The 22,205-nt window shown below is 48.9% G+C and carries 23 protein-coding genes, 1 tRNA gene and 1 pseudogene; 23 read left to right on the top strand and 2 right to left on the bottom strand.

Going from position 1 to position 22,205, the window contains the following annotated elements:
* Positions 1 to 127 precede the first annotated feature (127 nt).
* The 4 genes from ACFQZR_RS00915 (at position 128) to ACFQZR_RS00900 (ending at position 4,093) form a co-directional block, all read left to right on the top strand.
* Positions 128 to 1,168: a lactonase family protein gene (locus ACFQZR_RS00915; protein WP_379341960.1), complete on the top strand. Its 1,041-nt coding sequence runs from the start codon at positions 128 to 130 to the stop codon at positions 1,166 to 1,168.
* A gap of 195 nt (positions 1,169 to 1,363) precedes the next feature.
* Complete coding sequence (locus ACFQZR_RS00910) at positions 1,364 to 2,152, top strand: (2Fe-2S)-binding protein (protein WP_379341958.1); 789 nt, start codon at positions 1,364 to 1,366, stop codon at positions 2,150 to 2,152.
* Positions 2,153 to 2,257: 105 nt separating this feature from the next.
* A complete protein-coding gene (locus ACFQZR_RS00905) occupies positions 2,258 to 3,319 on the top strand; it encodes a nucleoid-associated protein (RefSeq protein WP_379341956.1) in 1,062 nt (353 codons plus the stop codon).
* A 144-nt stretch (positions 3,320 to 3,463) separates the two neighbouring features.
* Entirely contained in the window at positions 3,464 to 4,093 is a 630-nt protein-coding gene (locus tag ACFQZR_RS00900) for a nitroreductase family protein (protein ID WP_018758776.1), read from the top strand.
* A gap of 121 nt (positions 4,094 to 4,214) precedes the next feature.
* On the opposite strand, the gene ACFQZR_RS00895 is transcribed toward ACFQZR_RS00900, so the two are convergent.
* Positions 4,215 to 4,994 (bottom strand): hypothetical protein, encoded by a 780-nt coding sequence (locus tag ACFQZR_RS00895; protein ID WP_379341954.1) that lies wholly within the window; start codon positions 4,992 to 4,994, stop codon positions 4,215 to 4,217.
* 203 nt (positions 4,995 to 5,197) lie between these two features.
* On the opposite strand from ACFQZR_RS00895, the gene ACFQZR_RS00890 reads away from it, so the two are divergent.
* From ACFQZR_RS00890 to ACFQZR_RS00835, 12 genes are all read left to right on the top strand, one after another.
* A complete protein-coding gene (locus tag ACFQZR_RS00890) occupies positions 5,198 to 5,983 on the top strand; it encodes a DeoR/GlpR family DNA-binding transcription regulator (protein ID WP_379341952.1) in 786 nt (261 codons plus the stop codon).
* 48 nt (positions 5,984 to 6,031) lie between these two features.
* On the top strand, positions 6,032 to 6,499 hold the full coding sequence (phnG, locus tag ACFQZR_RS00885; RefSeq protein WP_379341950.1) for a phosphonate C-P lyase system protein PhnG: 468 nt from the start codon (positions 6,032 to 6,034) through the stop codon (positions 6,497 to 6,499).
* Entirely contained in the window at positions 6,496 to 7,116 is a 621-nt protein-coding gene (gene phnH, locus ACFQZR_RS00880; protein ID WP_379341948.1) for a phosphonate C-P lyase system protein PhnH, read from the top strand. Before phnG ends, phnH begins: the two co-directional genes overlap by 4 nt.
* Positions 7,117 to 8,304: a carbon-phosphorus lyase complex subunit PhnI gene (locus ACFQZR_RS00875; protein ID WP_379341946.1), complete on the top strand. Its 1,188-nt coding sequence runs from the start codon at positions 7,117 to 7,119 to the stop codon at positions 8,302 to 8,304. It abuts the gene before it with no gap.
* A complete protein-coding gene (locus ACFQZR_RS00870) occupies positions 8,291 to 9,187 on the top strand; it encodes an alpha-D-ribose 1-methylphosphonate 5-phosphate C-P-lyase PhnJ (protein WP_379341944.1) in 897 nt (298 codons plus the stop codon). Before ACFQZR_RS00875 ends, ACFQZR_RS00870 begins: the two co-directional genes overlap by 14 nt.
* Positions 9,153 to 9,986, top strand: a complete 834-nt coding sequence (locus ACFQZR_RS00865; protein ID WP_379341942.1) for an ATP-binding cassette domain-containing protein — start codon at positions 9,153 to 9,155, stop codon at positions 9,984 to 9,986. Before ACFQZR_RS00870 ends, ACFQZR_RS00865 begins: the two co-directional genes overlap by 35 nt.
* Positions 9,987 to 9,998: 12 nt before the next feature.
* On the top strand, positions 9,999 to 10,718 hold the full coding sequence (locus tag ACFQZR_RS00860) for a phosphonate C-P lyase system protein PhnL (RefSeq protein WP_314586414.1): 720 nt from the start codon (positions 9,999 to 10,001) through the stop codon (positions 10,716 to 10,718).
* Complete coding sequence (gene phnM / locus ACFQZR_RS00855; RefSeq protein ID WP_379341938.1) at positions 10,712 to 11,947, top strand: phosphonate metabolism protein PhnM; 1,236 nt, start codon at positions 10,712 to 10,714, stop codon at positions 11,945 to 11,947. Before ACFQZR_RS00860 ends, phnM begins: the two co-directional genes overlap by 7 nt.
* Positions 11,910 to 12,764, top strand: a complete 855-nt coding sequence (locus tag ACFQZR_RS00850) for a PHP domain-containing protein (protein ID WP_379341936.1) — start codon at positions 11,910 to 11,912, stop codon at positions 12,762 to 12,764. Before phnM ends, ACFQZR_RS00850 begins: the two co-directional genes overlap by 38 nt.
* 113 nt (positions 12,765 to 12,877) lie before the next feature.
* The gene (locus tag ACFQZR_RS00845) at positions 12,878 to 13,969 is read left to right on the top strand and encodes a putative 2-aminoethylphosphonate ABC transporter substrate-binding protein (protein ID WP_379341934.1); all 1,092 of its coding nucleotides are present in this window, start codon (positions 12,878 to 12,880) and stop codon (positions 13,967 to 13,969) included.
* A 164-nt stretch (positions 13,970 to 14,133) separates the two neighbouring features.
* Positions 14,134 to 14,823, top strand: a complete 690-nt coding sequence (locus tag ACFQZR_RS00840; RefSeq protein ID WP_379341932.1) for a response regulator transcription factor — start codon at positions 14,134 to 14,136, stop codon at positions 14,821 to 14,823.
* A 9-nt stretch (positions 14,824 to 14,832) separates the two neighbouring features.
* Positions 14,833 to 16,248 (top strand): sensor histidine kinase, encoded by a 1,416-nt coding sequence (locus ACFQZR_RS00835; protein WP_379341930.1) that lies wholly within the window; start codon positions 14,833 to 14,835, stop codon positions 16,246 to 16,248.
* A 239-nt stretch (positions 16,249 to 16,487) separates the two neighbouring features.
* On the opposite strand, the pseudogene ACFQZR_RS00830 reads toward ACFQZR_RS00835, so the two are convergent.
* Positions 16,488 to 16,976 (bottom strand): annotated as a pseudogene (locus tag ACFQZR_RS00830) (C40 family peptidase); the annotation flags it as partial.
* Between the two features lie 343 nt (positions 16,977 to 17,319).
* On the opposite strand from ACFQZR_RS00830, the gene ACFQZR_RS00825 reads away from it, so the two are divergent.
* The 7 genes from ACFQZR_RS00825 (at position 17,320) to ACFQZR_RS00795 (ending at position 22,179) form a co-directional block, all read left to right on the top strand.
* Positions 17,320 to 17,392 (top strand) — tRNA-Thr (locus ACFQZR_RS00825).
* Between the two features lie 219 nt (positions 17,393 to 17,611).
* On the top strand, positions 17,612 to 17,992 hold the full coding sequence (locus tag ACFQZR_RS00820) for a PH domain-containing protein (protein WP_314586405.1): 381 nt from the start codon (positions 17,612 to 17,614) through the stop codon (positions 17,990 to 17,992).
* Between the two features lie 183 nt (positions 17,993 to 18,175).
* Positions 18,176 to 18,559 (top strand): GntR family transcriptional regulator, encoded by a 384-nt coding sequence (locus tag ACFQZR_RS00815; RefSeq protein WP_314586403.1) that lies wholly within the window; start codon positions 18,176 to 18,178, stop codon positions 18,557 to 18,559.
* A gap of 3 nt (positions 18,560 to 18,562) precedes the next feature.
* Positions 18,563 to 19,264, top strand: coding sequence for an ABC transporter ATP-binding protein (locus ACFQZR_RS00810; protein ID WP_379341927.1), 702 nt, complete (start codon positions 18,563 to 18,565; stop codon positions 19,262 to 19,264).
* 16 nt (positions 19,265 to 19,280) lie between these two features.
* Complete coding sequence (locus ACFQZR_RS00805) at positions 19,281 to 20,039, top strand: ABC-2 transporter permease (protein ID WP_379341925.1); 759 nt, start codon at positions 19,281 to 19,283, stop codon at positions 20,037 to 20,039.
* Between the two features lie 38 nt (positions 20,040 to 20,077).
* Positions 20,078 to 21,001, top strand: coding sequence for an ABC transporter ATP-binding protein (locus ACFQZR_RS00800; protein WP_379341923.1), 924 nt, complete (start codon positions 20,078 to 20,080; stop codon positions 20,999 to 21,001).
* A 23-nt stretch (positions 21,002 to 21,024) separates the two neighbouring features.
* Positions 21,025 to 22,179, top strand: a complete 1,155-nt coding sequence (locus ACFQZR_RS00795) for an ABC transporter permease (RefSeq protein ID WP_379341921.1) — start codon at positions 21,025 to 21,027, stop codon at positions 22,177 to 22,179.
* Positions 22,180 to 22,205 lie beyond the last annotated feature (26 nt).

The following is a 22,205-nucleotide window of genomic DNA, read 5'->3' as shown; positions in this document are numbered from 1 at the left end:
ACTTTATGGGGATTAAAATCATGTGGTGAAACGTATGGTAAAAGGAGGTAGAATGATAGTATCGTTATCGCCATGTGGAATACATAAGAAATCGATTCAATTTATATATGTTGAGGAGGATATCGTAATGACGCAGAACAGAGCAGTATTTGTTGGATCGTATGCGCCGAAGGAAGAAGAGGGTATTCATTTATTTCAATTCGATCAAGCAGAGGGTCGTCTGAAGCGTGTAGGTGGCGTTGCAGGTGTGGCGAATCCATCGTTCTTAACCGTAGATGCTGCTCGCAACCGCGTGTATGCTGTGAGTGAGACAGGTGATGGGGCTGTCGTGTCTTTGCGTTATGATCTGGAGCAGGGCACGATGGAAGAAGTGAACAGACAGTCTACCCTAGGGGCAGATCCTTGTTACGTCGTAGTGGATGCATCGGGAGACTATCTCTTGCTCGTGAACTATTCTTCGGGTAGCATTTGCGTCTATCCAATCACAGCAGAGGGCGCGATCGGCTCAATGTCTGACCAAGTACAGCATGTCGGAAATGGGGTTCGAGCAGATCGTCAAGAAACCCCGCATCCGCATTCCATTAAGCAGATACCAGGCACGTCATATTTCCTTGTAGCGGATCTTGGTCTGGATCAAGTGGTTACGTATGAATTAACGTCCGATGGCAAATTAATCGAGCGTTCGATCGCGCACGTTACACCAGGCTCTGGACCGCGTCATTTGGACTTCCATCCGGAGGCTCCTTATGTCTATGTCATCTATGAATTGACATCAGAAGTCGAAGTATTCGAGATAGACCGGGAGCAAGGCAAATTAACAGCTGTACAGAAGTTGTCGACGCTGGCTCCAGGCTTCCAAGGGGAGAGCTACTGCGCCGAAATTACTGTCTCCGCTTCGGGCAATGTTGTGTACGGATCGAACCGCGGGGAAGATAGTCTTGCCGTATTCACCGTTCAACACCCAGGAGAATTGAAGTATGCAGGTCTCGTTGCAACGGAAGGGAACATCCCTCGTCATTTCACGCTTGTGCCAGACGCGCCGTATATTCTGGCAGCGAATCAGAATTCGGATTCGATGCTCGTGATTCGATTGAATCCAGAAGGAATGCCCGAAGCAACAACGGATCGTGTAGAAGTGACCAAACCGGTCTGTCTGCAAGTTCTCTAATATTTCTCTACATAAAAACGCCCGTTATTCTTCCATTGGAGAAGAGACGGGCGTTTTGGTGTGTACGCGGTTTAGAATTGACAGGGTGAAGCTGGAAGATTATCATTTTATTATTGATATTAATTATCATTATCACTATTAGCGTTATCTCGAATCATATCGCTAGTGCTTCATCTGATGAAGGAGGATCTTCCATTGCACATCCCAACTGAAATTTTAGATAAATATATGATTACCCATCAGGACACATCTCCTGCGATCGCAGACTTCGAGATGCGTCAACTCACAGAACGCGAAGGTGCGCTGGCATTTCTAAACGCGTATGCCCCGGAGCTGAAGGCACTCTCACTGGATGTGGCGGCGACGTATTTCACGGCACAATTCGCCCGGATGTTCGCGGCTTTTCATTATGCGATCTGGCGCTACGGGATTCATCTCGACCTGTCGATGAACCTCATGAGCGTTCACATCGTAGCGCATCCGGACGGGTATATTACGCTGAAGTTTAATCTGAAATCGATTCAAGGGACGACGGTACCGCTTGCGAATCGATCACTTCTCGTCACGTCGCTAATGACCTCCTTTTACAGTGAGCAGGTTCGCCCGATTCTTCAACCCTTAGCCTCCGCGGCAGGGATTAGTGTTGGAGCGCTATGGGGGATCATTCCGACGTATTTCGAATATTATTACGAACAATGGCTGGAAGAGCCGATCGATGAAGTGCAGCGAATCCATCTGGCCGAAGATATGGATGTGCTGCATCATCAGCTGCCTCCGACAGTGTTCGGACGCGTGAAGAACCCATTCCAAGTGAAGTTTCGTTACATGGATAGTCCCTATGAACCGGGGGAAAAAATGCGGCTGAAGAGTGCATGCTGTCTGGCGTACAAGACGGAGGGCGGCACGTATTGCCTAAGCTGTCCTCGATTGTCTGAAGCGGATCGGGCACAGATGGTGGCAGCTTATCAGACGAAGCAAAAGTAAATGAACTGAAAGGTCAAGTCTGCCTATGCGCACTATTTTCGAGTATACTGGGAAAGTGTCTTTTTGTAGACCGCGAAGGTAACGCGTAGGAAAGAGGGAGACCGAATGATCAATCTAACCAATATCGAAATTCAAGATCTTGTTATTCATAAAGTAGGCAATAAATCGAAGGACGAAGGTGTCGTCATCGCGAAGGAGCTAACCGTCATTGATAATGACGAGCTTCGTGCTGCGCTATTGAAGTATTTTCTTGCTTCGTTTAAGTTCGATGCGACGTATCGGTTCCATCACGAGGCTGACTTGGCATTGAATGAAGTGTACACATTTGCGAACGCGATTTTCCAAGATAGTACGACATTTTATGACCAGTCGGTGCATATGTTAAGGCATTTGTACGAACAGTCTTCGCATCCGCAGATTAAGTCGGGTGAGCTGTACGTCGTGCATTTCAACAATATTCTCTACGATAATTTCAAAGTCGATGCCGCGGGCATTTTCAAATCCGAGCATAAGGATGAATTCCTCAAGATCGATGAGCGGGATTCGTCTGCATTTGAACTCCAATACGAGCAGGGCGTGAACATCAAAAAATTGGACAAGGGATGCATTATTTTCAATTACCAAGCATCTTCAGGGTTCCATGTGAGTCTGGTCGACTTATCGAATAAGGGGAGTCAGAACGAGGCAGTCTATTGGAGGGATGACTTCCTGCAGGTCAGGGATTTGGTGGACGAGCACTATATGACCGATCAGTATATCCGGATGTGCTCGGACTTCTATGACGATGTCGTCGCAACGACGAATGATCAGTTCGAGAAGAAAGAGAAGCTGGTCTTCTTGAACGAGACGATCCAGCATTTTGCGAGCAATGAGCAGTTCACGCAGGATGTGTTCTACGAGGAAGTCATTCGCGATCAGGGTTATATCGATATGTTCAAGACATATAAGGAAACGTACGAGGAGATGAGGGAGCTGCCGTCAATGACAGACTTCAACATCTCGCAGACGGCGCTTCGCAAGGTCAAACGCCAGTTCAAGAACGACATCAAGCTCGACACGAACATTGAGATCAAGGTCAACAATGAAAGCTTCGACTATCTGGAGAAAGGGTACGACGAAGAACGGAAAATGTACTTCTATAAAGTCTTTTTCAATAACGAAGCCTAGGCTAAATGTACTCACGAAGAATAATTTCATATGTAAAAACAAGTCGCTATATTTTTGTTTGCAACTAAATATATATCGTTGTATAATGGGAAACGGAATTCATGTAACTTATATCACATTCATACACAACTGGAGGAATATATGATGTCAACAACAACATCTGTAGATTTCATGCAAGTGGTGACGGATCGCCACTCCGTTAAAAAATATGATCCATCGTTCAAAATTTCCAAGGAAGAGCTTGTTGAGCTAATTGAGACAGCTACGAAAGCACCATCCGCTTGGAACTTGCAGCATTGGAAATTCGTTGTAATCGACGAGCAAGCACAGAAAGAGAAATTGCTTCCCATCGCTTATGGGCAAGAGCAAGTGGTTCAAGCTTCGGCTGTCATCGCAGTATTAGGCGACCTTGAAGCGAACAAAAATGCAGAGCCGATCTTCGGTGGTGCGGTTAAAGCAGGTCAATTGCCGCAAGCAGTGAAGGACTCGCTTGTTGGTCAAATCGAAGGCGCTTATAAGAGCCCGCAAGTGGCTCGCGATTCCGCGGTTCTTAATGCATCCCTTGCTGCTATGCAATTGATGCTTGCTGCAAAAGCAAAAGGCTACGATACTTGCCCAATGGGTGGTTACAATGCAACGCAATTCGCGGAGCAATTCAACGTACCTAGCCGTTACATTCCAATCATGTTGATCTCTGTCGGTAAAGCAGCGCAAGAAGGCCGTCCGAGCCACCGCTTCCCAGCACAAGAGACCATTGTCTGGAACCAATTCTAAGATTGAATCGAATAACACGAACCTTCCAAGGTTCGATATGAACGAATCCCTAGGTGCTTATGCGCCTAGGGATTTTTTGGTATATGGCTTCTCCATGGAAGGAGCGCGCTAAACGAGACGCTTATGTGACACACTGCCAGCGCAAGGATCGCCATGCCATGCGGAGTGCGGCGACGCCGAGCCAAATTGCTGCTATCCAACTGGTATAGACAATGATCGCCGTTTCTTGCTGTCCCACCCCAATCGCGATGAGTCCCCAGACGATCGGAAGCAGGTAGAACGGATCGTGATGACGGTAGGCTACCCACAGGGTGATGAACGAAGCGAGGACGAGCAGTATGACTGACCAAGTGAGCTGGGATAACCCCGCGATTTTCTGCTGCTCTCCGTAGGTATGGGTAAGGAAGACGGAGAGGTTCGTGAGCGATGCCACCGTCACCCAGCCAAGGTAGAGACTGAACGGAACGGAGAGCAGCCAATAGGCTGCTGCATCCCGGACGGGCGGTCCTGGTACTCGGGTTCGTGAATAGATGGCAATCAAGGAGATCAGTAGCCCCATCATGATGAAGAGGGTGGACTCGATATGTTGATAATGCCACAGCAGGAGCCATGCGGAATTCATGGCACAGCTTACGATGAACCATCCGCCGATCCGCTGTATCTCCGGTCGAGCCCGGCCAGCAGGCAGCAGCTGATAGATGACGAACAGCAAGAGTGCGGTGTAGATCCATCCCCAGATCATGAATGCGTAAGAAGCGGGTGTTAACCGGGAGGGGGACATCGCTGAGATTTCTCCCGACGTATACCCGCCTATCGGCAGCCTTTCTGCCAGTACATTGATGATCAATACCAGCGCGAATGCGATAACGTTCCCCACAGCGAATACGATTGTATTGCGCACAACATGTCCTCCCTTATATGGTATAAATTCTGCTTGTCTCATTCCATTCTACGTCTTGTCTTCCCACAATATGCGAACCTCTCAAAAGGATCAACCACACACTAACACATAGGAAAAACACATATTTACATAATCTTCATGTGTATTTGATGCCCCTTTGACACGAATCCCTTACAGTAAGGTTGTGAATTGGAGGGGTGTTTATGTCATTAAGTGCATTAGAACGCAAGGAATATATCGTGAACAAAATTCATCTGGAAGGCAAAATTCGCAGTGACGAGCTCGTGGATACGCTTCAGGTCTCATTCGAAACGGTACGTCGGACACTTGAGGAGCTCGAGAAGGAAAATAAGCTTAAACGGGTTTATGGCGGGGCGGTGAAGCTAACCTTGGGCCGGATGGAACCGGGCGTTGCACTACGTGAGCATTTATTTGCCCCCGAGAAAGAAAAGATCGGTCGTGCCTGTGCAGGGCTCGTGCAGGATTATGACGTGATATTTATCGATGATGGTACGACGACGCTGCAAATGATCCATTATTTAACCAATGTGAAGCATTTGAAGGTCATTACGAATGCACTGCCTGCACTGCAGCTGCTTCAGCAGTATAAGAATCGCGGCATGCTAGACGCTGAGATTTTGTTGCTTGGCGGGGTGGTGAACACGGAGCAGGATCGTGTGACAGGGGTATTGGCGGAGCAAATGATCGAGTATTTTCAGGCGAACAAAGCATTTATCTCCATTGACGGGATTCAACTGAAGAAGGGCATTACAGGATATGATGCAGAGCGCGGCTCCTTAATGCGGAAGTTCATCGAGCGGTCGGAACAGACGATTATCGTCACAGACCATTCGAAAATCGGAGAAGTGAAAATGTATAAAATCGCGGATTTGCGCGAAGTTGACATCGTTATCTGTGATATTGATCTACCCGAAGCATGGGCGAAGACGCTTGAGGAATACGATACGAGCTGGATCCGAGCGAAATAGGTAGCATGATCGATAAATAACACGAGATGGATGAGGGGAGCGATAGGGATGGATCAAAAGGATACACGAATGGGCGGCTATACGGCTGTAATCGCTGAGATGGGGGTTGAAGCGCTGCGGCCATGGGGCAGTCATATTGCTCAGATGGGGCGTGTGGAGGATGTGAACGAGGCGTCGCTTGGCATGGTGATGATGCGGGCGCAGGAATCGGTACAACATCAAGTATTCAATGCAGGGGAAATTTTGATTTCGGAAGCGACGCTGACGGTTGATGGCGTTGTTGGATATGGCGCAGTCATGGGGAATGCCCTGGATAAGGCGCGGATCATCGCAATGCTGGATGCGGTGCATCACAACATGGAGTTGAAATGGAATGATTTCCGGGAGCAGTTCCGCATCTGGGTCGCGAAGCAGGAGAAGGAGCTGCTGGAGCGCCGTCAGTCGGATTTCGCATTAATAGAGCGGACGAAGGTTGATTTTCAATTAATGGATACCGAAGAGGAGGAGGAAGCATGAGTGTGGGCGTGAAGTCAATGGAGCGTGTGCATGCAGTTCAGCAAGTGTATCGTCAGGTACTGGACGCCATGTCGAGACCTGGCAAAATTGTGCAGATTGAAGCACCGTCCTTCGTTCGTCGTGAAGCTGCGGATGCGTACATTGTTGCGCTAGGGATGATGTTGCTGGATCAATCGGTGTCCTATGAGGTCATTGGAGATATGTCGCTGGCAGAGCAGCTTCAGTTATATACCTTATCGCGCAGACAGGAACTGCAGGCGTGTGATTATGTGTTCCTCACCACCAGCGATGCTGCTGCACAGGCGAGTGTCGATATTGAGTCTTGCAAAAGAGGGACATTTACCTTCCCGGATGAGAGTGCAACGATCATCTGCCGCGTGCATGAGTTAGGCGCAGGTTCGGAAGGGCGTAAGGGAAGTGTGAAGCTTACGATGCAAGGTCCGGGCATTGCTGAGGAGCAGCAGCTATCGATTGATGGTCTTGCAGGAAGTCTAGTATCCGGATGGCAGGCTAGTAATGCCGAGTTCCCGTTAGGGATCGATTGGATCTTCGTCGATGAGATGGGACGCGTGGCTTGTGTGCCGCGCAGCACGAAATTCAGTTGGGAGGTGGCGTAGATGGCTTATGTAGCAGTCAAAGGCGGAAGCCATGCGATTCATGAAGCAGAGAAGCTGTTGAAGTACATCCCGTGGAAGGAAGGCGGAGCACCGCTTGAGGTGCAGCAGATTCGCAAAGGGATGCGGCTCGCTGTTGATCGTGTCATGTCTGAAGGTTCCTTATACGATCCCGATCTCGCTGCGCTCGCACTCAAGCAGGCTGAAGGGGATGTGCTGGAAGCCTCGTTCCTGCTGCGGGCATTCCGCTCGACGCTGGTGCGTAATTTCTATACGCTGCCGATTCAGACCGAGAATATGGATGTGATCCGTCGTATCTCGGCAACATTCAAGGAAGTACCCGGCGGACAGTATCTCGGCCCTACCCGGGACTATACGAAGCGGCTGCTGGATATGAGCCGGATGGATGAAGACCCATCCGAGATTTTGAAGTACGTAACGAATTATTTGTCCGAGAGCTTAACGGAGGCTGTGCAGGAAGAATTATCGGGGAACGGAGAGAGCGAGATGCCGGTTTTCCCACGTGTCATTGAGTTATTGCGTGCTGAAGGGTTGTTGGCTGCTGGAGAACCTCAAGACGAGGAGGAGGCGGTCATCGATGATATTACTCGACATGCGATCAGCTTCCCGTCTTCACGATCAGCAAGATTGCAGACGATGGCGCGTGGAGAGAGCGGGGCTCTGATGGCTTTTGCATATTCTAGCGTACGCGGTTATGGGGATGTCCATCCGACGATTGGAGAACTGCGCGTTGGGTATGTGCCTGTAGAGATTGAACATCCGTTCTATCCTGGCGAGACGATGACCATTGGTCGTGTGCTCGTCACCGAATCGGAGATGGTTGTACGTGTACACGCGGAGAATCACCGCGAAGCTGCGGGTCGTGCGCAATTCGCTGTTGGTTATGGATTATGCTTCGGTCATAACGAAGATAAGGCCATTTCGATGAGCATTCTGGATCAGACGATGCAGCAGCAAAATGCGGATTCGCCGGCACAAGACGAGGAATTCGTCCTGTATCATATCGACGGCATTGAATCTTCAGGCTTTATCTCTCATTTCAAATTACCACACTATGTCGATTTCCAAGCTGAACTTCAGCGCGTTCGTTCCATTAACGAGAAGGGTGATCGAAGCGCAGATGGAGAGATTGAACAAGAGAAGGAGGCGACGCCGCATGGAAGCCTATAATTACGCATTTCTTGATGAGCTGACGAAGCGGGAGCTCAGACGGAAGACCTTGAAAGCTGTTGCGATTCCAGGCTATCAAGTGCCGTTCGGTTCGCGTGAGATGCCGATTGCCCGCGGCTGGGGGACAGGTGGATTGCAAGTGACGTTGTCCGTCATCGGGCCTGAAGATACGGTCAAGGTCATTGACCAAGGCAGCGATGACAGCGTCAATGCGTGCAACTTGCGAGAATTGATCTGCCAAATGTGTGACGTCACTCCGACGACCGATTCGCTCGAAGCAAGTCTCATTCAGACGCGGCATCGCATTCCGGAAGAGAAGCTGCGCGAGGATCAAATTTTGATTTTCCAAGTGCCATTGCCGGAAGTGCTGCGAACCGTCGAGCCGAGTGAGCAGGAGACGCGCCGTATGCATGCGGAGCGGGATTACAGTAGAATGTGGCTTCATTTGTACGAGGACATTGTAAAGTATGGTGAGATTCGGATTTCCTATGATTATCCGGTCATGGTGAATGGTCATTATTTGTGCGATCCGTCGCCGATTCCAAGGTTCGATGTGCCGAAGCTGCACCAAGCCGACAACTTGTTTTTGTTCGGTGCGGGACGGGAAAAACGGATTTACGCGATTCCGCCATATACCGATGTCACGCCGCTTCAATTTGAGGATATTCCATTTGAGGTGGAGAAATTCGATCAGCCATGTGCGAAATGCGGCAGTACGCATACGTATTTGGAAGAGTCGTATGATGCGGTAACGGGAGCGAAGCAGGTTGCTTGCTCGGATACGAGCTATTGTGATAAACGCCAGCGGCAAGCGGCCGGCGAGTCTGTAGAGATCGGGGTGATCTGGGATGGAACCAATCCTGCAAATTTCGAATTTGAGTAAACAATACGGGGCAGGGTGCTCTTCATGTATAGAGCTTACAGGCCCGGAGCATCAGCGGAACGTCTGTCCGAGCTGTGGGACGGTCATTGCTTGCGCGGATATTCAGCTGGAGCTGTATCCCGGAGAAGTGTTAGGGATTATCGGGGAGAGCGGTTCAGGTAAAAGTACGTTGGTCAAAACATTATATTTCGACGAGGAACCTACATCAGGGGAATTTAATTTACAAGTTTATCAGGACGGGAAAGACAATCTGTTCGAGCTTAGCCGCCAGCAGAAGCGCTGGGTACGCAACCATTTGATGGGGATGGTGTATCAGAACCCGCATCTCGGTCTGCGGTTATCGCATTCCAGTGGCGGCAATATTGCCGAGAAATTGCTCATGGCGGAATGGCGCCATGTCGGCGAGATTCGGGAGCGGGCGAAGGATTTGCTCGGTCAGACCCAAATTCCGCTGGAACGGATGGATGATCAACCGAAATATTTCAGCGGCGGGATGCAGCAGCGGGTTCAGATCTCCAAGGCGTTAGCGAACAATCCGCCCCTCTTGCTGCTGGATGAAGTGACGACAGGGCTGGATGTATCCGTACAGGCACGAGTGCTCGATTTAATCCGGCAGATTCAGCGGGAGCTTGGGATCAGCATGATCGTCGTCTCCCATGATTTCGCGGTGATTCGCATGCTCACACAGCGTACTGTGGTGATGAAGAACGGACGCATTGTGGAGAAAGGTCTGACGGATCAAATCATGGAAGATCCGCAGCACCCATATACCCAGACTTTAATTAACTCCATGATCTAGGAGGCGAACCCCATGGACAACTTGCTCGAGATTCGCAATTTATATAAATCATTTACACTGCACGAATTCGATAAGAAACAAATTGCCGGCTGCAGCGATATTAACATGACGTTAAGGTCCGGTGAATTTATTGGGATTACAGGGAAGAGCGGAGCCGGGAAATCGACTATTCTGAAGTGCATTTATCGTACGTATATCCCGACGCAAGGCGAGATCTGGTACAACTCGTTGTCGTATGGCTTGGTGGATCTGGCGAAAGCGACTGAGCGGCAGGTTCTTGATATTAGGCATCAAGAGATCGGCTACGTCTCGCAATTTCTAAAACTCTTGCCACGAGTGACCGCATTCGAAGCGGTTATTGAGGTGCTGGTGATGAATGGGAAGTCGCAGGATGAAGCGGTGGACGAAGCGGCAGAGATGCTCAGACATTTTGAGCTTAGGGAATCGCTCTGGCATGCTTACCCGAATACGTTCAGCGGTGGAGAGAAGCTGCGCCTCAATCTCGCCCGCGCGATGGTGAAGCGTCCGCGTTTCTTACTTCTTGACGAACCGACGGCATCGCTTGATCACGTCTCGAAGGCTTTTGTTCGCGATAAGATTATGGAGCTTAAGGGAATGGGTACGAGTATGATCGGGATTTTTCATGATTTGGATTTTATGGAATCGGTCGTGGATAAGGAATTCAATATGGTGGGCGGACTGCTCGTCGGAGGTGTAGGTGCGGAATGTTGACAACGATCATAACGAATGCACAAATGATACTGCCAGATGACATTGTGAAGGGACACCTTGTCATTCAAGACGGCTTGATTAAGGAAGTGATTCGTGCAGATGCGTCGGAAGCGTTCGAGCCCCCTGCTGCTGTGGCGGGGGAGTCATGCGTCATCGTTGATGCGCAAGGGATGTACGTCATGCCGGGCATGATTGAGCTGCACTGTGATTCGATTGAGAAGGAGATTTCACCGCGTCCGAGCAGTATTTTCCCGCTGGAGCTCGCCATGGCGAGCTTGGAGAAGAAAATGGCGGGCTACGGGATTACGACACTATTCCATTCGATCTGCTCTTCTGATGGCACGACGGTACGCAATGATGAGATGGTTGCCCGTATTATTCGTTATGTAGGTCGTAAACGCCATGCCTCTTCGATGATCAGGCATCGGATTCATTATCGGTATGAGATCACGAATGTCGCGGGAATTCAGCAAGTCCATGATCTGATCTCGGAGCAACAGATTGATTTCTTGTCCCTGATGGATCATACCCCAGGGCAAGGTCAATACGGGAATTGGGAATCCTACCGCAAATATCTTGCAGCCTATGAGCAGATTACAGAAGATGAGGCAGAAGCTTTCTTGAATCAATTGGTAGAGTTCAAGCAGAATGTAGATTGGGATGCGCTTCAGAACCTGGCTGACTACGCCATTTCGCAAGGGGTCCAGATGGCTTCGCATGATGACGATACGACCGCGAAGGTGGATTACATGCATCGTCTCGGGGCTGTCATCAGTGAGTTCCCCGTGAAGCTGGAGGCTGCGAAATATGCGGCGGAACAAGGCATGTACGTCAGTATCGGCTCGCCGAACATCGTTCGCGGAGGTTCCCACAATAACAACATGAAGGCAATGGATGCGGTTGAAGCAGGGGCTGCGCATATCCTGTGCTCCGATTATTTCCCGGCTGCGCTGCTTCCGTCAGTATTCAAGATTGCAGAGACGACTGGCAATCTAGCAGAGGCTGTGAAGATGGTGACCTATTACCCGGCACAGTCACTTGGAATAGAGGATTCCTACGGTTCAATCGCAGTGGGTCGCACGGCAGATTTGCTGCTCGTAGAGGAAGCCGGCGGATATCCTGTTGTGCGTAAGACATGGGTGGGCGGTACCCTGGTTCATGAAGCGAATTATGCATGGGAGGCTGTGACTGATGATCGATTTGCATTGTCATACGAAAATCTCGGATAACTCCATGACGATCGAGGAAGTGATCGGGCTTGCGCGCAAGAATGGGGTAGAAGTGTTATCCATTAATGATCATGATACGACGGTGGGTCTTGCGCATGCGCAACGCGTTGGGCAGGAACAGGGTGTTCAGATTATTCCGGGTATCGAAATATCCGGGTATGACTTCGAACGAAGCCGCCGTGTGCATATTCTAGGCTTCCATGTGAAGCCGGGACATGCGGCGATCTCAGCGTTGTGCGATCCCTTAATTGCACGGCGTCAGAACGCATCTCGCAAGATGGTGGAGCAATTGATTGAAGCGGGATACGGCATCACGTGGGAGCAAGTCGAGCGTTATGCAGAGGGCGGTACAGGGGTCTACAAGCAGCATATTATGCATGCGCTGATCGATCAGGGGTATACGACTTCGATTTATGGCGAGCTGTACCGTACATTATTTGCTCGTGGTGGGCAGGGGACGGCGCCAGGCGCAGCCTATATTCCGCTAGTGTATCTCGATGCCCGCGATGCCGTTCATGCGATTCGTGAAGCAGGCGGCGTTCCAGTTCTTGCCCATCCGCATCAGTATGACAGCTGGGATATGCTCCCTGCACTCCTTGATGCTGGGCTTGCCGGCATCGAAGTGCGGCACCCGACACATGGTGAGGCCGAAGAGAAGAAGGCGATGGAGATTGCAGAGCGTTATGGCTTGATCCCGACGGGGGGCAGTGACTTTCATGGCTTCTACGGTGAGACCGATAAGTTCACCATTGGTAGCAAGAACCCAGGAATGCATAGCGTGGAACGTCTTGCAGCCTATGCTGGCGAATATTTATAAAACCTTAAAATGACGTTGATCTTGTCTTGATCATTACCCTTTATATTGAATATGTAAGCAAGAAGCAAATGCCGACATTCATTATGGGAACATAGAAAAGGGGATATCGAATCATGAAAAACTCGTTCAAATGGGCCATGACGCTCATGCTCTGTATCGGATTATTGTCAGGATGTGCCCAAGGTGGCGGTTCGACGACGGAGGTAGCTGCAGAGGGAGATAAACCAGCAGAGACAAAAGCAGCTGATTCTGGTGAATTAACCATCTACACAGCCATGGAAGATGATCAAATTCAAGCCTATTTGGCATCATACAAGGAGCAGTATCCGAATGTGAAGCTGAACATCGTACGTGACTCAACGGGCGTTATTACTTCGAAGTTGGTCGCCGAGAAAGATAATCCGCAAGCGGACGTGATCTGGGGCCTAGCTGCAACGAGCTTACTCGTGCTCGATCAGAAGGGAATGCTAGAAGGCTATTCACCAAAAGGCGTAGAGCGTGTAGCACCAGAGTTCAAGGATACAGCGAACCCGACCAAATGGGTAGGGATCGATGCATGGGAAACGGCGATTATTGCGAATACAGCTGAGCTAGAGAAGCGTAAACTACCGGTTCCGAAATCATACGCGGACTTGATCAAACCAGAATATAAAGGGCTCATCGTCATGCCGAATCCTTCTTCGTCCGGTACAGGATATTTGACAGTGAATGCGTTCTTGCAATTGATGGGTCCAGATGAAGCGTGGAAATACATGGATAAATTGAATGACAACATGTTGATGTATGTACATTCCGGTTCGAAGCCAGCGAAAATGGCAGGAACAGGTGAAGCTGTCATCGGATTGTCCTTCGGATACCGTGGTATTCAAGAGAAGCAAAAAGGTGCTCCAGTTGAAGTCGTATTCCCGTCTGAAGGTTCTGGCTGGGATCTAGAAGCCAATGCGCTTGTGAAGAAGGACAACATCAAGCCAGAAGCCCAAGCATTCCTGGACTGGGCGATCAGCGATGCGCCAATGAAAGAGTACAACAAGAACTATGCGATTCTGAGTATCAAGCAAGAAGGGGCATCCATTCCTGAAGGCTATGCGCAAGATCCGCTCAAGCAATTGATCAAGAACGACCTGATCAAAGCTGCTGTAGATCGTGACGGCATTCTTGCTGAGTGGGATAAGCGTTACGCAAGCAAATCCGAGCCAAAGAGCTAATATCGATAAATCCACAAAAAGCTCTCCCTAAGGGGGGAGCTTTTTGTGTTGAAAGATTGCATGAGAGGGTTTATTGGAGTCTTCTTATCTCACTCTCCTTTGTCTGCTGCATGTTTACTGAAGCTGAGGTTAGACTATAGTTATCTACGCAATGGGGTGAAACGATGTCGCCAGCGAAAATTTTACTCGTCGAAGATGAACCGAATGTCGCGCAGTTTATTCAGTTGGAACTTCGGCACGAGGGATATGAGGTAACGGTTGCTGCAGACGGAGAGCAGGCGCTTGCGTTGTTTCATCAGACGGACTGGAGCTTGATTCTCTTGGATTGGATGCTTCCGAAGCTGGATGGGCTCGAGGTCTGCCGCAGGATTCGCAGAACGAGTGAAGTTCCGATCATTTTACTAACAGCAAGAGATTACATCGGAGATAAAATTGCCGGATTAGATACAGGGGCAGATGACTACATAACCAAGCCTTTTGAAATCGAGGAGTTACTCGCGAGAGTACGCACCAACATACGGCGTAATCATCGAGAAATGAATCGATCCTCTACGGATGTGCTTCAAGTGGAAGATTTGGTCATCGATATTCGAAAACGTCAGGTTACGAGAGCAGAAGAACGAATCGAGCTCACGCAGCGGGAGTTCGAGCTGCTTCATTTCTTAATGCAGCATCAAGGTGAGGTTATCAGCCGAGAACGCTTATTGTCAGCGGTATGGGGTTACGATTTTGCGGGGGAGACCAATGTTGTGGATGTCTATATTCGATATCTTCGCAATAAAGTCGATCGCAAGCATATCCCCAAATTAATTCATACCATTCGAGGTGTTGGATATGTCATACGTCCTGGCTAAGGATGACAGATGATGAAGCAGATGAAAGAAGCAGTTAATACGTTAATGTTTCGCTTTACTGCTTGGTATGTGATGAGCCTTCTGGCGATTATTCTATTTATCGGTCTATGCATTATGGGAGCTGTAAGTTATTTTCTGGTCCAGGATACGAAGAATGAACTGATGGCTGTCGAACAAAAAATAACGAATGGTATCGAGGAAACGGTCGACGATTGGCAAGAGATGCTGGATGAGGTTCTCTATCCGGACCACGCGAATTACAATGTGGAGATCAAAAATTCCAAAGGGGTTACGGTAGCACATTCTCGGGGGTGGGAAGTGACTACGGATGGTCATGGTATAGAAACGGTCGAATTAACTTGGATTGGCCCCCTCCAATGGGATGCGACGCAGGGCTTGTTTTTCTACGACAATATCGTCCATCACAGTAATGGACATGCGATGACGATTCATATCCGGGTGCAGATGAACAATATTGTGCATTTACTAGGGGTTATTGTTAGAGTCTTAAGTATCACGGGAATTTTCAGTATGATCATCGGATCCTTGTTAATTTATCATCTTACACGGAGAAACATGCGTCCTTTATTTGCAATTATGCATGCCATGCGAGGAATGAGCGACGTCACGGATATGAAGCTGCGTATTCCTGTCCCGCATACCCCGAAGGAACTCTCAGACTTAGCGAAGACGATCAATTATTTGTTAGATCGACTCGAAGATCAATTCGAACGGGAGAAAAGCTTCGTCTCGAACGCTTCTCATGAGCTGCGAACCCCGCTTACGGCTTTTCGAGGTAATGTACAGCTGATTCAGCGCTGGGGCAAACAAAATCCACAGGTCTTGGAACAATCCATTCAAGCGCTCGATCAAGAAAGTAAACGCATGCAGCGTCTGATCAATCAATTATTAACGTTAGCGCGTACCGGCAATATTACAATGAAACAAGATAAAGTGAATTTAGGCAGAACGGTTCAAGGCGCAATCCGGCAATTATGGCGTCAAGATATGAACATATCCCTGAAGGAAACATTAGATCCATATGTATATGTACTGGGAGATGAGGAGCAGCTTCGGCAGGTGGCGATCATTCTCTTTGAGAATGCTATACGCTACACGCCTGCAGGAGGATCCATAGAAATTCGCGTCGGCAAAAGGAAAGAGGAAGTGTTCTTCGCCGTAGCGGATTCAGGGATCGGCATTCCAGAAGGGGATCAGGACAAAATTTTTGACCGGTTCTATCGGGTGGATAAAGCGCGCTCGAGAGAAACGGGAGGGACGGGATTGGGGTTATCCATTGCCAAAGAGTTGGTGCAGAAACATGGGGGCAAGATCACTGTGACCAGCACACTGGGGAGGGGAAGTACTTTTCGGGTTGCATTGCCTGTCTATGCAGCCAATGTTAAGGAGGAAGGTATTCACTAGCATACCCGTGCAAAAGGAGCCGCGAACGGCTCCCTTCGAGTATTGGCATTTACCACGATGCCAATTTAATCATTCTCGTTTTGGTGATTGTAGTTCCGGTGCTCGTGTCTGTGCTTCGTCTTTTTATACGGATGGGACGGAGACTGATTTGTAGGATCCGGTTTCGTTGTTGGTTTGACGTTGGTGCCTTGATCAGGACTTGTCGGATTGGTTGGATCCACGGCTTGTCCATTGTCAGGTAGTACGCGACGGATGGTGTTGATCCGAGATTCCCATGAGCTTAGGCTGGTAATTGTCACGCCAGGTTTGCCATACGTATGAAGTAGCTGCCCATTTCCGATATAGATAGCCACATGATGAATAGGGTTGTAGAAGAAGACGAGATCCCCTGGTTTCAATTGATCGCGTGATACATATGTCCCCACCCGGGATTGTTGTCTTGAATCACGCGGAAGGGAAATTCCATTTTGTTTGAAGACATACTGTGTGAATGAAGAGCAGTCAAACGTACTTGTTACGCCGGACTTCGAACCGAATTTATAGGGAACCCCCAAGAATTGTTTGCCTGTAGCAGCGATGTTATCCGCGATGGATGTAGATGCAGATACAGGTGCAGCTTGTGCAGCATGTGCAGCTTGAGGGGGGATCAGCATACCTCCAGTGAATAATAAGGAAAGACTAAGACTTGTGCCTAGAAGCAGCTTACCGAACTTTTGTGTAGGATTCATTGTTAATTTCCTCCTCGAAATGAAATGTTGTGGTGAAGCGTCTCGATCACCTGATACCAACATAACATACAAAAAATCCCCATCATTTACCTAACTATCGGACTGATTAGGGCCCACGTGGTTTTAAGAGAAATATGAGAACTCTATGAGAATATTCTCATGTTGTGTTCATTGACATGTAGGACACAGAATACACAATAAATCCCACCTCGCTTCGTAGGTTTGAAGCATAGGTGGGATTAAAATTCGATTACCTTTGAGCCGCATCCGAGGAGGAGCCGTTTACGATCATTGCTTTTTTTGATAAAATAATCTTGTAGCCGCTGCTTCATGCAGCGTCCTTGCTGATGTAGCTCAGGTGGTAGAGCAACGCACTCGTAATGCGTAGGTCGGTGGTTCGAGTCCTCTCATCAGCATACCTATAAACGCAGTAATGGCGCGGGTTCCGGGGTTTTGGGGATCCGCGCCATTTTCGTAAAAACACCGAACTTCTAACATTCTTCTAACCAGAAGATAAAATTAAAATTTTTGCACCATCCCTGCCGCTTGCTGCGTATGAGAAGTAAGCACCATCCAAGTAAACAGTCAGTGTGAATTATTTTATAAAATGGATACCATAAAAGGGAGATGTTGAAATGGGATTTTTGGACGGATTATTGGGTAACGCTTCAGCGGTCAGTGAGAAAGATGTACAAGAGGAGCTGCAGCCGATTTTATTCCCCGGCGAGACGGTGGATAAGGCCTACAAACTCATTCGCGATATGTTCGTATTCACCGACAAACGGTTGATTCTAATCGACAAGCAAGGCGTTACAGGGAAGAAGGTGGAGTACATGTCCCTTCCTTACAAGAGTATTGCACGGTTCAGCATTGAGACAGCGGGGACATTCGATCTGGATGCAGAGCTCAAAATTTGGATCTCCAGCGCTGTAGAACCAACTGTATCCAAGCAGTTCAAGAAAGACTCCAATGTCTATGATGTACAGCGCATCCTGGCTGAGAAAGTATTGAAATAACGAATGAATAAACAGTAATCCATCGCCTATGGCGGTGGATTTTTTCTTTTTTATGGGAAAAAATACAAAAGAACTATTGCACTGAGTGTATTAAGTGATATAATACACTACATACGATATAGAAACGAATGTTGAAACGCCGTGCTTTCGTCTTATGAATGTGTGGGTGAAGGAGGAAGTGACTTGAGTGTAGTTGAAGCAGGCGGCATACAGTTTGATCTGGATTTAAGCAAACCGTTGTATGAACAGGTGTTGCAGCAGATAAGAGGTTCAATCGCAAGAGGAGGAATTGCGTTGGGAGAGAAGATACCGTCAGTACGGGAATTGGCACAGACGTTGAAGATCAATCCGAATACGGTGATGCGTGCGTATCAGGAGCTTGAACGGGATGGATTAACGGAGACACGGCGCGGGCAAGGAACGTTCATTACCTCGAATAATGAAGTTGTTCAGGATATCCGTAACAACTTGGCGCTGGAAGCGACGAAGGAATTTCTCGAGAAGATGCACAGCATAGGTTTTACGCGGATCGATATACAAAGATTTTTGGATGAGGGGGACGAGTGACGAATGAAGACGGAAATGGCCATCACTGCGGAACATGTGACGAAGCGCTATGGTAACCACTGGGCGCTGAATGATTTCTCCATCGAATTGCCAGCTAATCGTGTCATCGGTGTGCTGGGCGCGAACGGTGCAGGGAAATCGACCTTCTTCCGAATGATCACGGGGATGACGCAGCCCGATCATGGGCAGGTCGAGGTGTTCGGGGCGAAGCCGGGCTTTGAGACGAATCGTCTCATCTCGTATTTGCCGGATCGTGCGCGCTGGTATAACTATCATAACGTGCAGCATGCGCTGGATTGGGCAGAATCGCTGCTGCCGGGCTTTGATCGCAGCCGAGCTGAAGGTATGCTCGAATTTATGAAGCTGCGCTCGGATATGGATGTTCACGGGATGTCTCGCGGACAGGAAGCAAGACTGATGCTCACGTTATGTCTTTGTCGCGATGTCCCTTTATTAATCTTAGATGAGCCTTTCTCAGGTATCGATTTAATCTCACGCGAGCGCATTATCGGCGCACTCATCGACAATATGAGTGATAGTCAGCAGACCGTGCTCATAAGCACACATGAGATCCAAGAGGCGGAGAGCTTGTTCGATTACGCTCTGTTCATGAACGATGGGCAGGTCATGCTGCACGGGGATGTCGAGGTGCTGCGTTCAGAGCGGGGTTCGATGGAGTCAATTTACCGAAGTCTATACGAGTAAGGGGAGAGAATGATAAATGGATCGCAATGCGTTTAGCTATTTAATAAAACATGAGTTGATGCGGCGTAAGCCGACGCGGGTGTGCCGCAAATGGGTTTCGATCTATGCTGCGATTGTATCGATCGCGATCATCTGCGCTTACGCTTTCCTACATGTACAGATCGCGTTCAAGCCGGAAGCGCTGTTGTTTATCATTTATGTATTTCCGTATTTTGCTTTTATGCAGGCCTATATGATGGTTAGCAGGGAGTTTAAAGAAGGAACGCACGGGTGGTGGCTGACGCTTCCCTATTCAAGAGGGATGCTTCTCCGTTCCAAATATGTCGCAGCGCTGATACGAATCATACAGTACGGGCTTATTGCCTTTGCCGCGACGTGGGTCATCACAATTCTGATCCAGATGGTTCAGGGGAATCTATCGGTAGATTCACTCTCCCAATTCACCACCCTGGAGTCCAAAACCTATCTCGCCATGTTTACGCTCGTTCCATTCATGATTGGCTTTGGTCTATTTGGTTCGATTCTACGCGGGACACAGTGGAGACCGCTATTACCGCTCGTCTGGGTGATTTATGGGTTGTCAGCGAACGCGATGTCATGGATTCCAGCGGTGGTATTGAATGATGATGGTAATTCTTTCTTTACGTTTATGCAGATGCCGATCACGGAAGCGGAAGGGCTGCTGTTCGTAGCTTTCCTAGCGCTGTCCTTTCTACTCGGCGGAGTTTTCTTGTGGGCTGCCGTGAAGCTCATGAATAGGCAATTAATCCAATAATAGATTAACGCAGCGAACCATATAGGAGGTTAATCAATATGAGTATAGCGATCGAAGTGAAAGGCTTGCAGAAGGGGTACGCAGGGAAGCTTGCCGTGCAAGATCTTCAATTTCAAGTACGTAAGGGGACATGTTTTGGGCTGCTCGGACCCAATGGGGCTGGGAAATCGACGACGATGAAGATTCTCTCCTGTATCACAACGGCAGATCGCGGCAGCGTAAATATACTCGGTTATGACACGGCAACACAGTCGCAAGAGGTTCGCAAAATCATCGGTTATGTCCCGCAAAATATTACGTTGTACGAGAAGCTGAGCGCCTATGATAATCTTCTTTTTTTCGGTGAGATGTACGGGGTGACGGGTAAGGCATTGAAACAACGCATTCAAGAAGTGCTGGAGCAAGTAGGGCTTGCAGATCGGGTGAATGATGCCGTGAGCACCTTCTCTGGCGGGATGATGCGGCGTATTAATATCGCAGCCGCGCTGCTGCATAAGCCGAAGTTCATGATTCTGGATGAGCCGACGGTGGGAATCGACCCGCAATCACGGAACCATATCTTCGATTTGATTCAGTCGCTCAAAGCCGAAGGCATGACGATCATTTACTCCACGCACTATATGGAGGAAGTCGAGGCATTATGCGAAGATGTCGCGATTATCGATCATGGAAAAGTCGTTGTGGCGGGCGCACTCAATGAGCTGCTCGCGCAGTATGGCGGCAGATCGGTTTATCTGGAGCTTGAGGGGGATGTCCAGCCGGATTTAACCCCGCTATCGCAGAAAATAACGAAGCAAGGCCGTGGATTCCGCATTGAAACGGATGCCGTGCTCGACACGATCCGTCGTACCGCAGAGCTCTGCCAGTTGAGAGGTTATCGGACATCGCAGCTTGAGGTGGTAAGGCCGTCGCTCGAGGCCGTGTTCCTGGAGCTAACAGGTACTTCGCTGCGTGACGCTTAAGGATACGAAGGGAGAGGTTAAGGATGATACGGACGATTGCGCGGAAAGAAATTAAATTGTTAATGAAAGAAAAAGGTACATTTTTCTGGTTACTCGGGATGCCCATTCTATTCATCGTGTTGTTCGCAACGGTATTCAGCAACGCAAGCTCTGCCACATTGCATGTTCAATATGTGGACCAAGACCAAAGCCAAGCGTCACAGCAATTTCTCAAGACGATTGGGGATACGAAGGCATTCCAGTTGACGCATGATACGACGCTGACGACTGAGCAGCAGATTGATAAGATTAAGGAAGGCAAATTGTCGGCGATGATCGTGTTCCCGAAAGGCTTCGGTGACAGCTTGAAGTCTGGGAATCAACAAGCACAGATTGTGCTCTATCACGATGGCATGAGCAGCAATATTATCGGCCCGATTGAAGCGGTGCTCCAGAATATTGCAGGCAAATATCAGGAAGAGAAAATTGCGAATGCGCTGACTGCAGCAGGGAAAAGCCAAGCGGAATTGAAGCAAGTGCTTACTCCGCCGATTAAAGTCGATGAGAAGCAAGAGGTAACGAGCGGTTCGATCAGTATGATTACGCAGGTTGTCCCAGGGTATACCGTGATGTTCGCGTTCTTCGTGATCACTTCGATGGTGCGCCGATTTATGAAGGATAAGGAATCGGGCATGATCTCACGTCTGAATAGTACGCCGATGCGCTATATGAGCTATTTAATCGGTATGTGGGTACCGTATATGCTTGTCGTGGTTGTACAATGTACGATTCTACTTGGGTTCGGGTATTTTGTGTACGGTTTGCATCTTGGAGATGCACTAGCTATCGCGATGATCGTCTTCGCGATTGCGATTTGTGGTACGGGGCTTGGACTTGCGATTTCCCTCATCGTAAAAAGTGAGAATCAAGGGATGGCGTTCACGCAGCTCATTACGATGGGTGGTGCGGTGCTCGGGGGCTTGTGGTTCCCAGCAGATATGCTGCCTGGATTCTTGCAGAATATAGGTAAAGTCATGCCGCAGTATTGGGCGCAGAAGGCGATGCAGAATGTGATGGTGCATGGTGCGCATATTCAGGATATTTTACCGAATCTCGGGGTGATGCTTCTCGTTGCGGTTGTCGGCTTAGCGCTTGCAACGCTGCGATTCCCTCGATTCATGAAGAGTGCTATAAGCTAATTGATCGTAAGGACAAGAGAAGAGAG

The sequence above is a fragment of the Paenibacillus sp. GCM10027629 genome (assembly GCF_042676425.1).
Lineage (GTDB): Bacteria > Bacillota > Bacilli > Paenibacillales > Paenibacillaceae > Paenibacillus_K > Paenibacillus_K terrigena.
The sequence above is the reverse complement of the archived record's forward strand: the minus strand, read 5'-3'. Positions and strand labels throughout refer to the sequence as shown.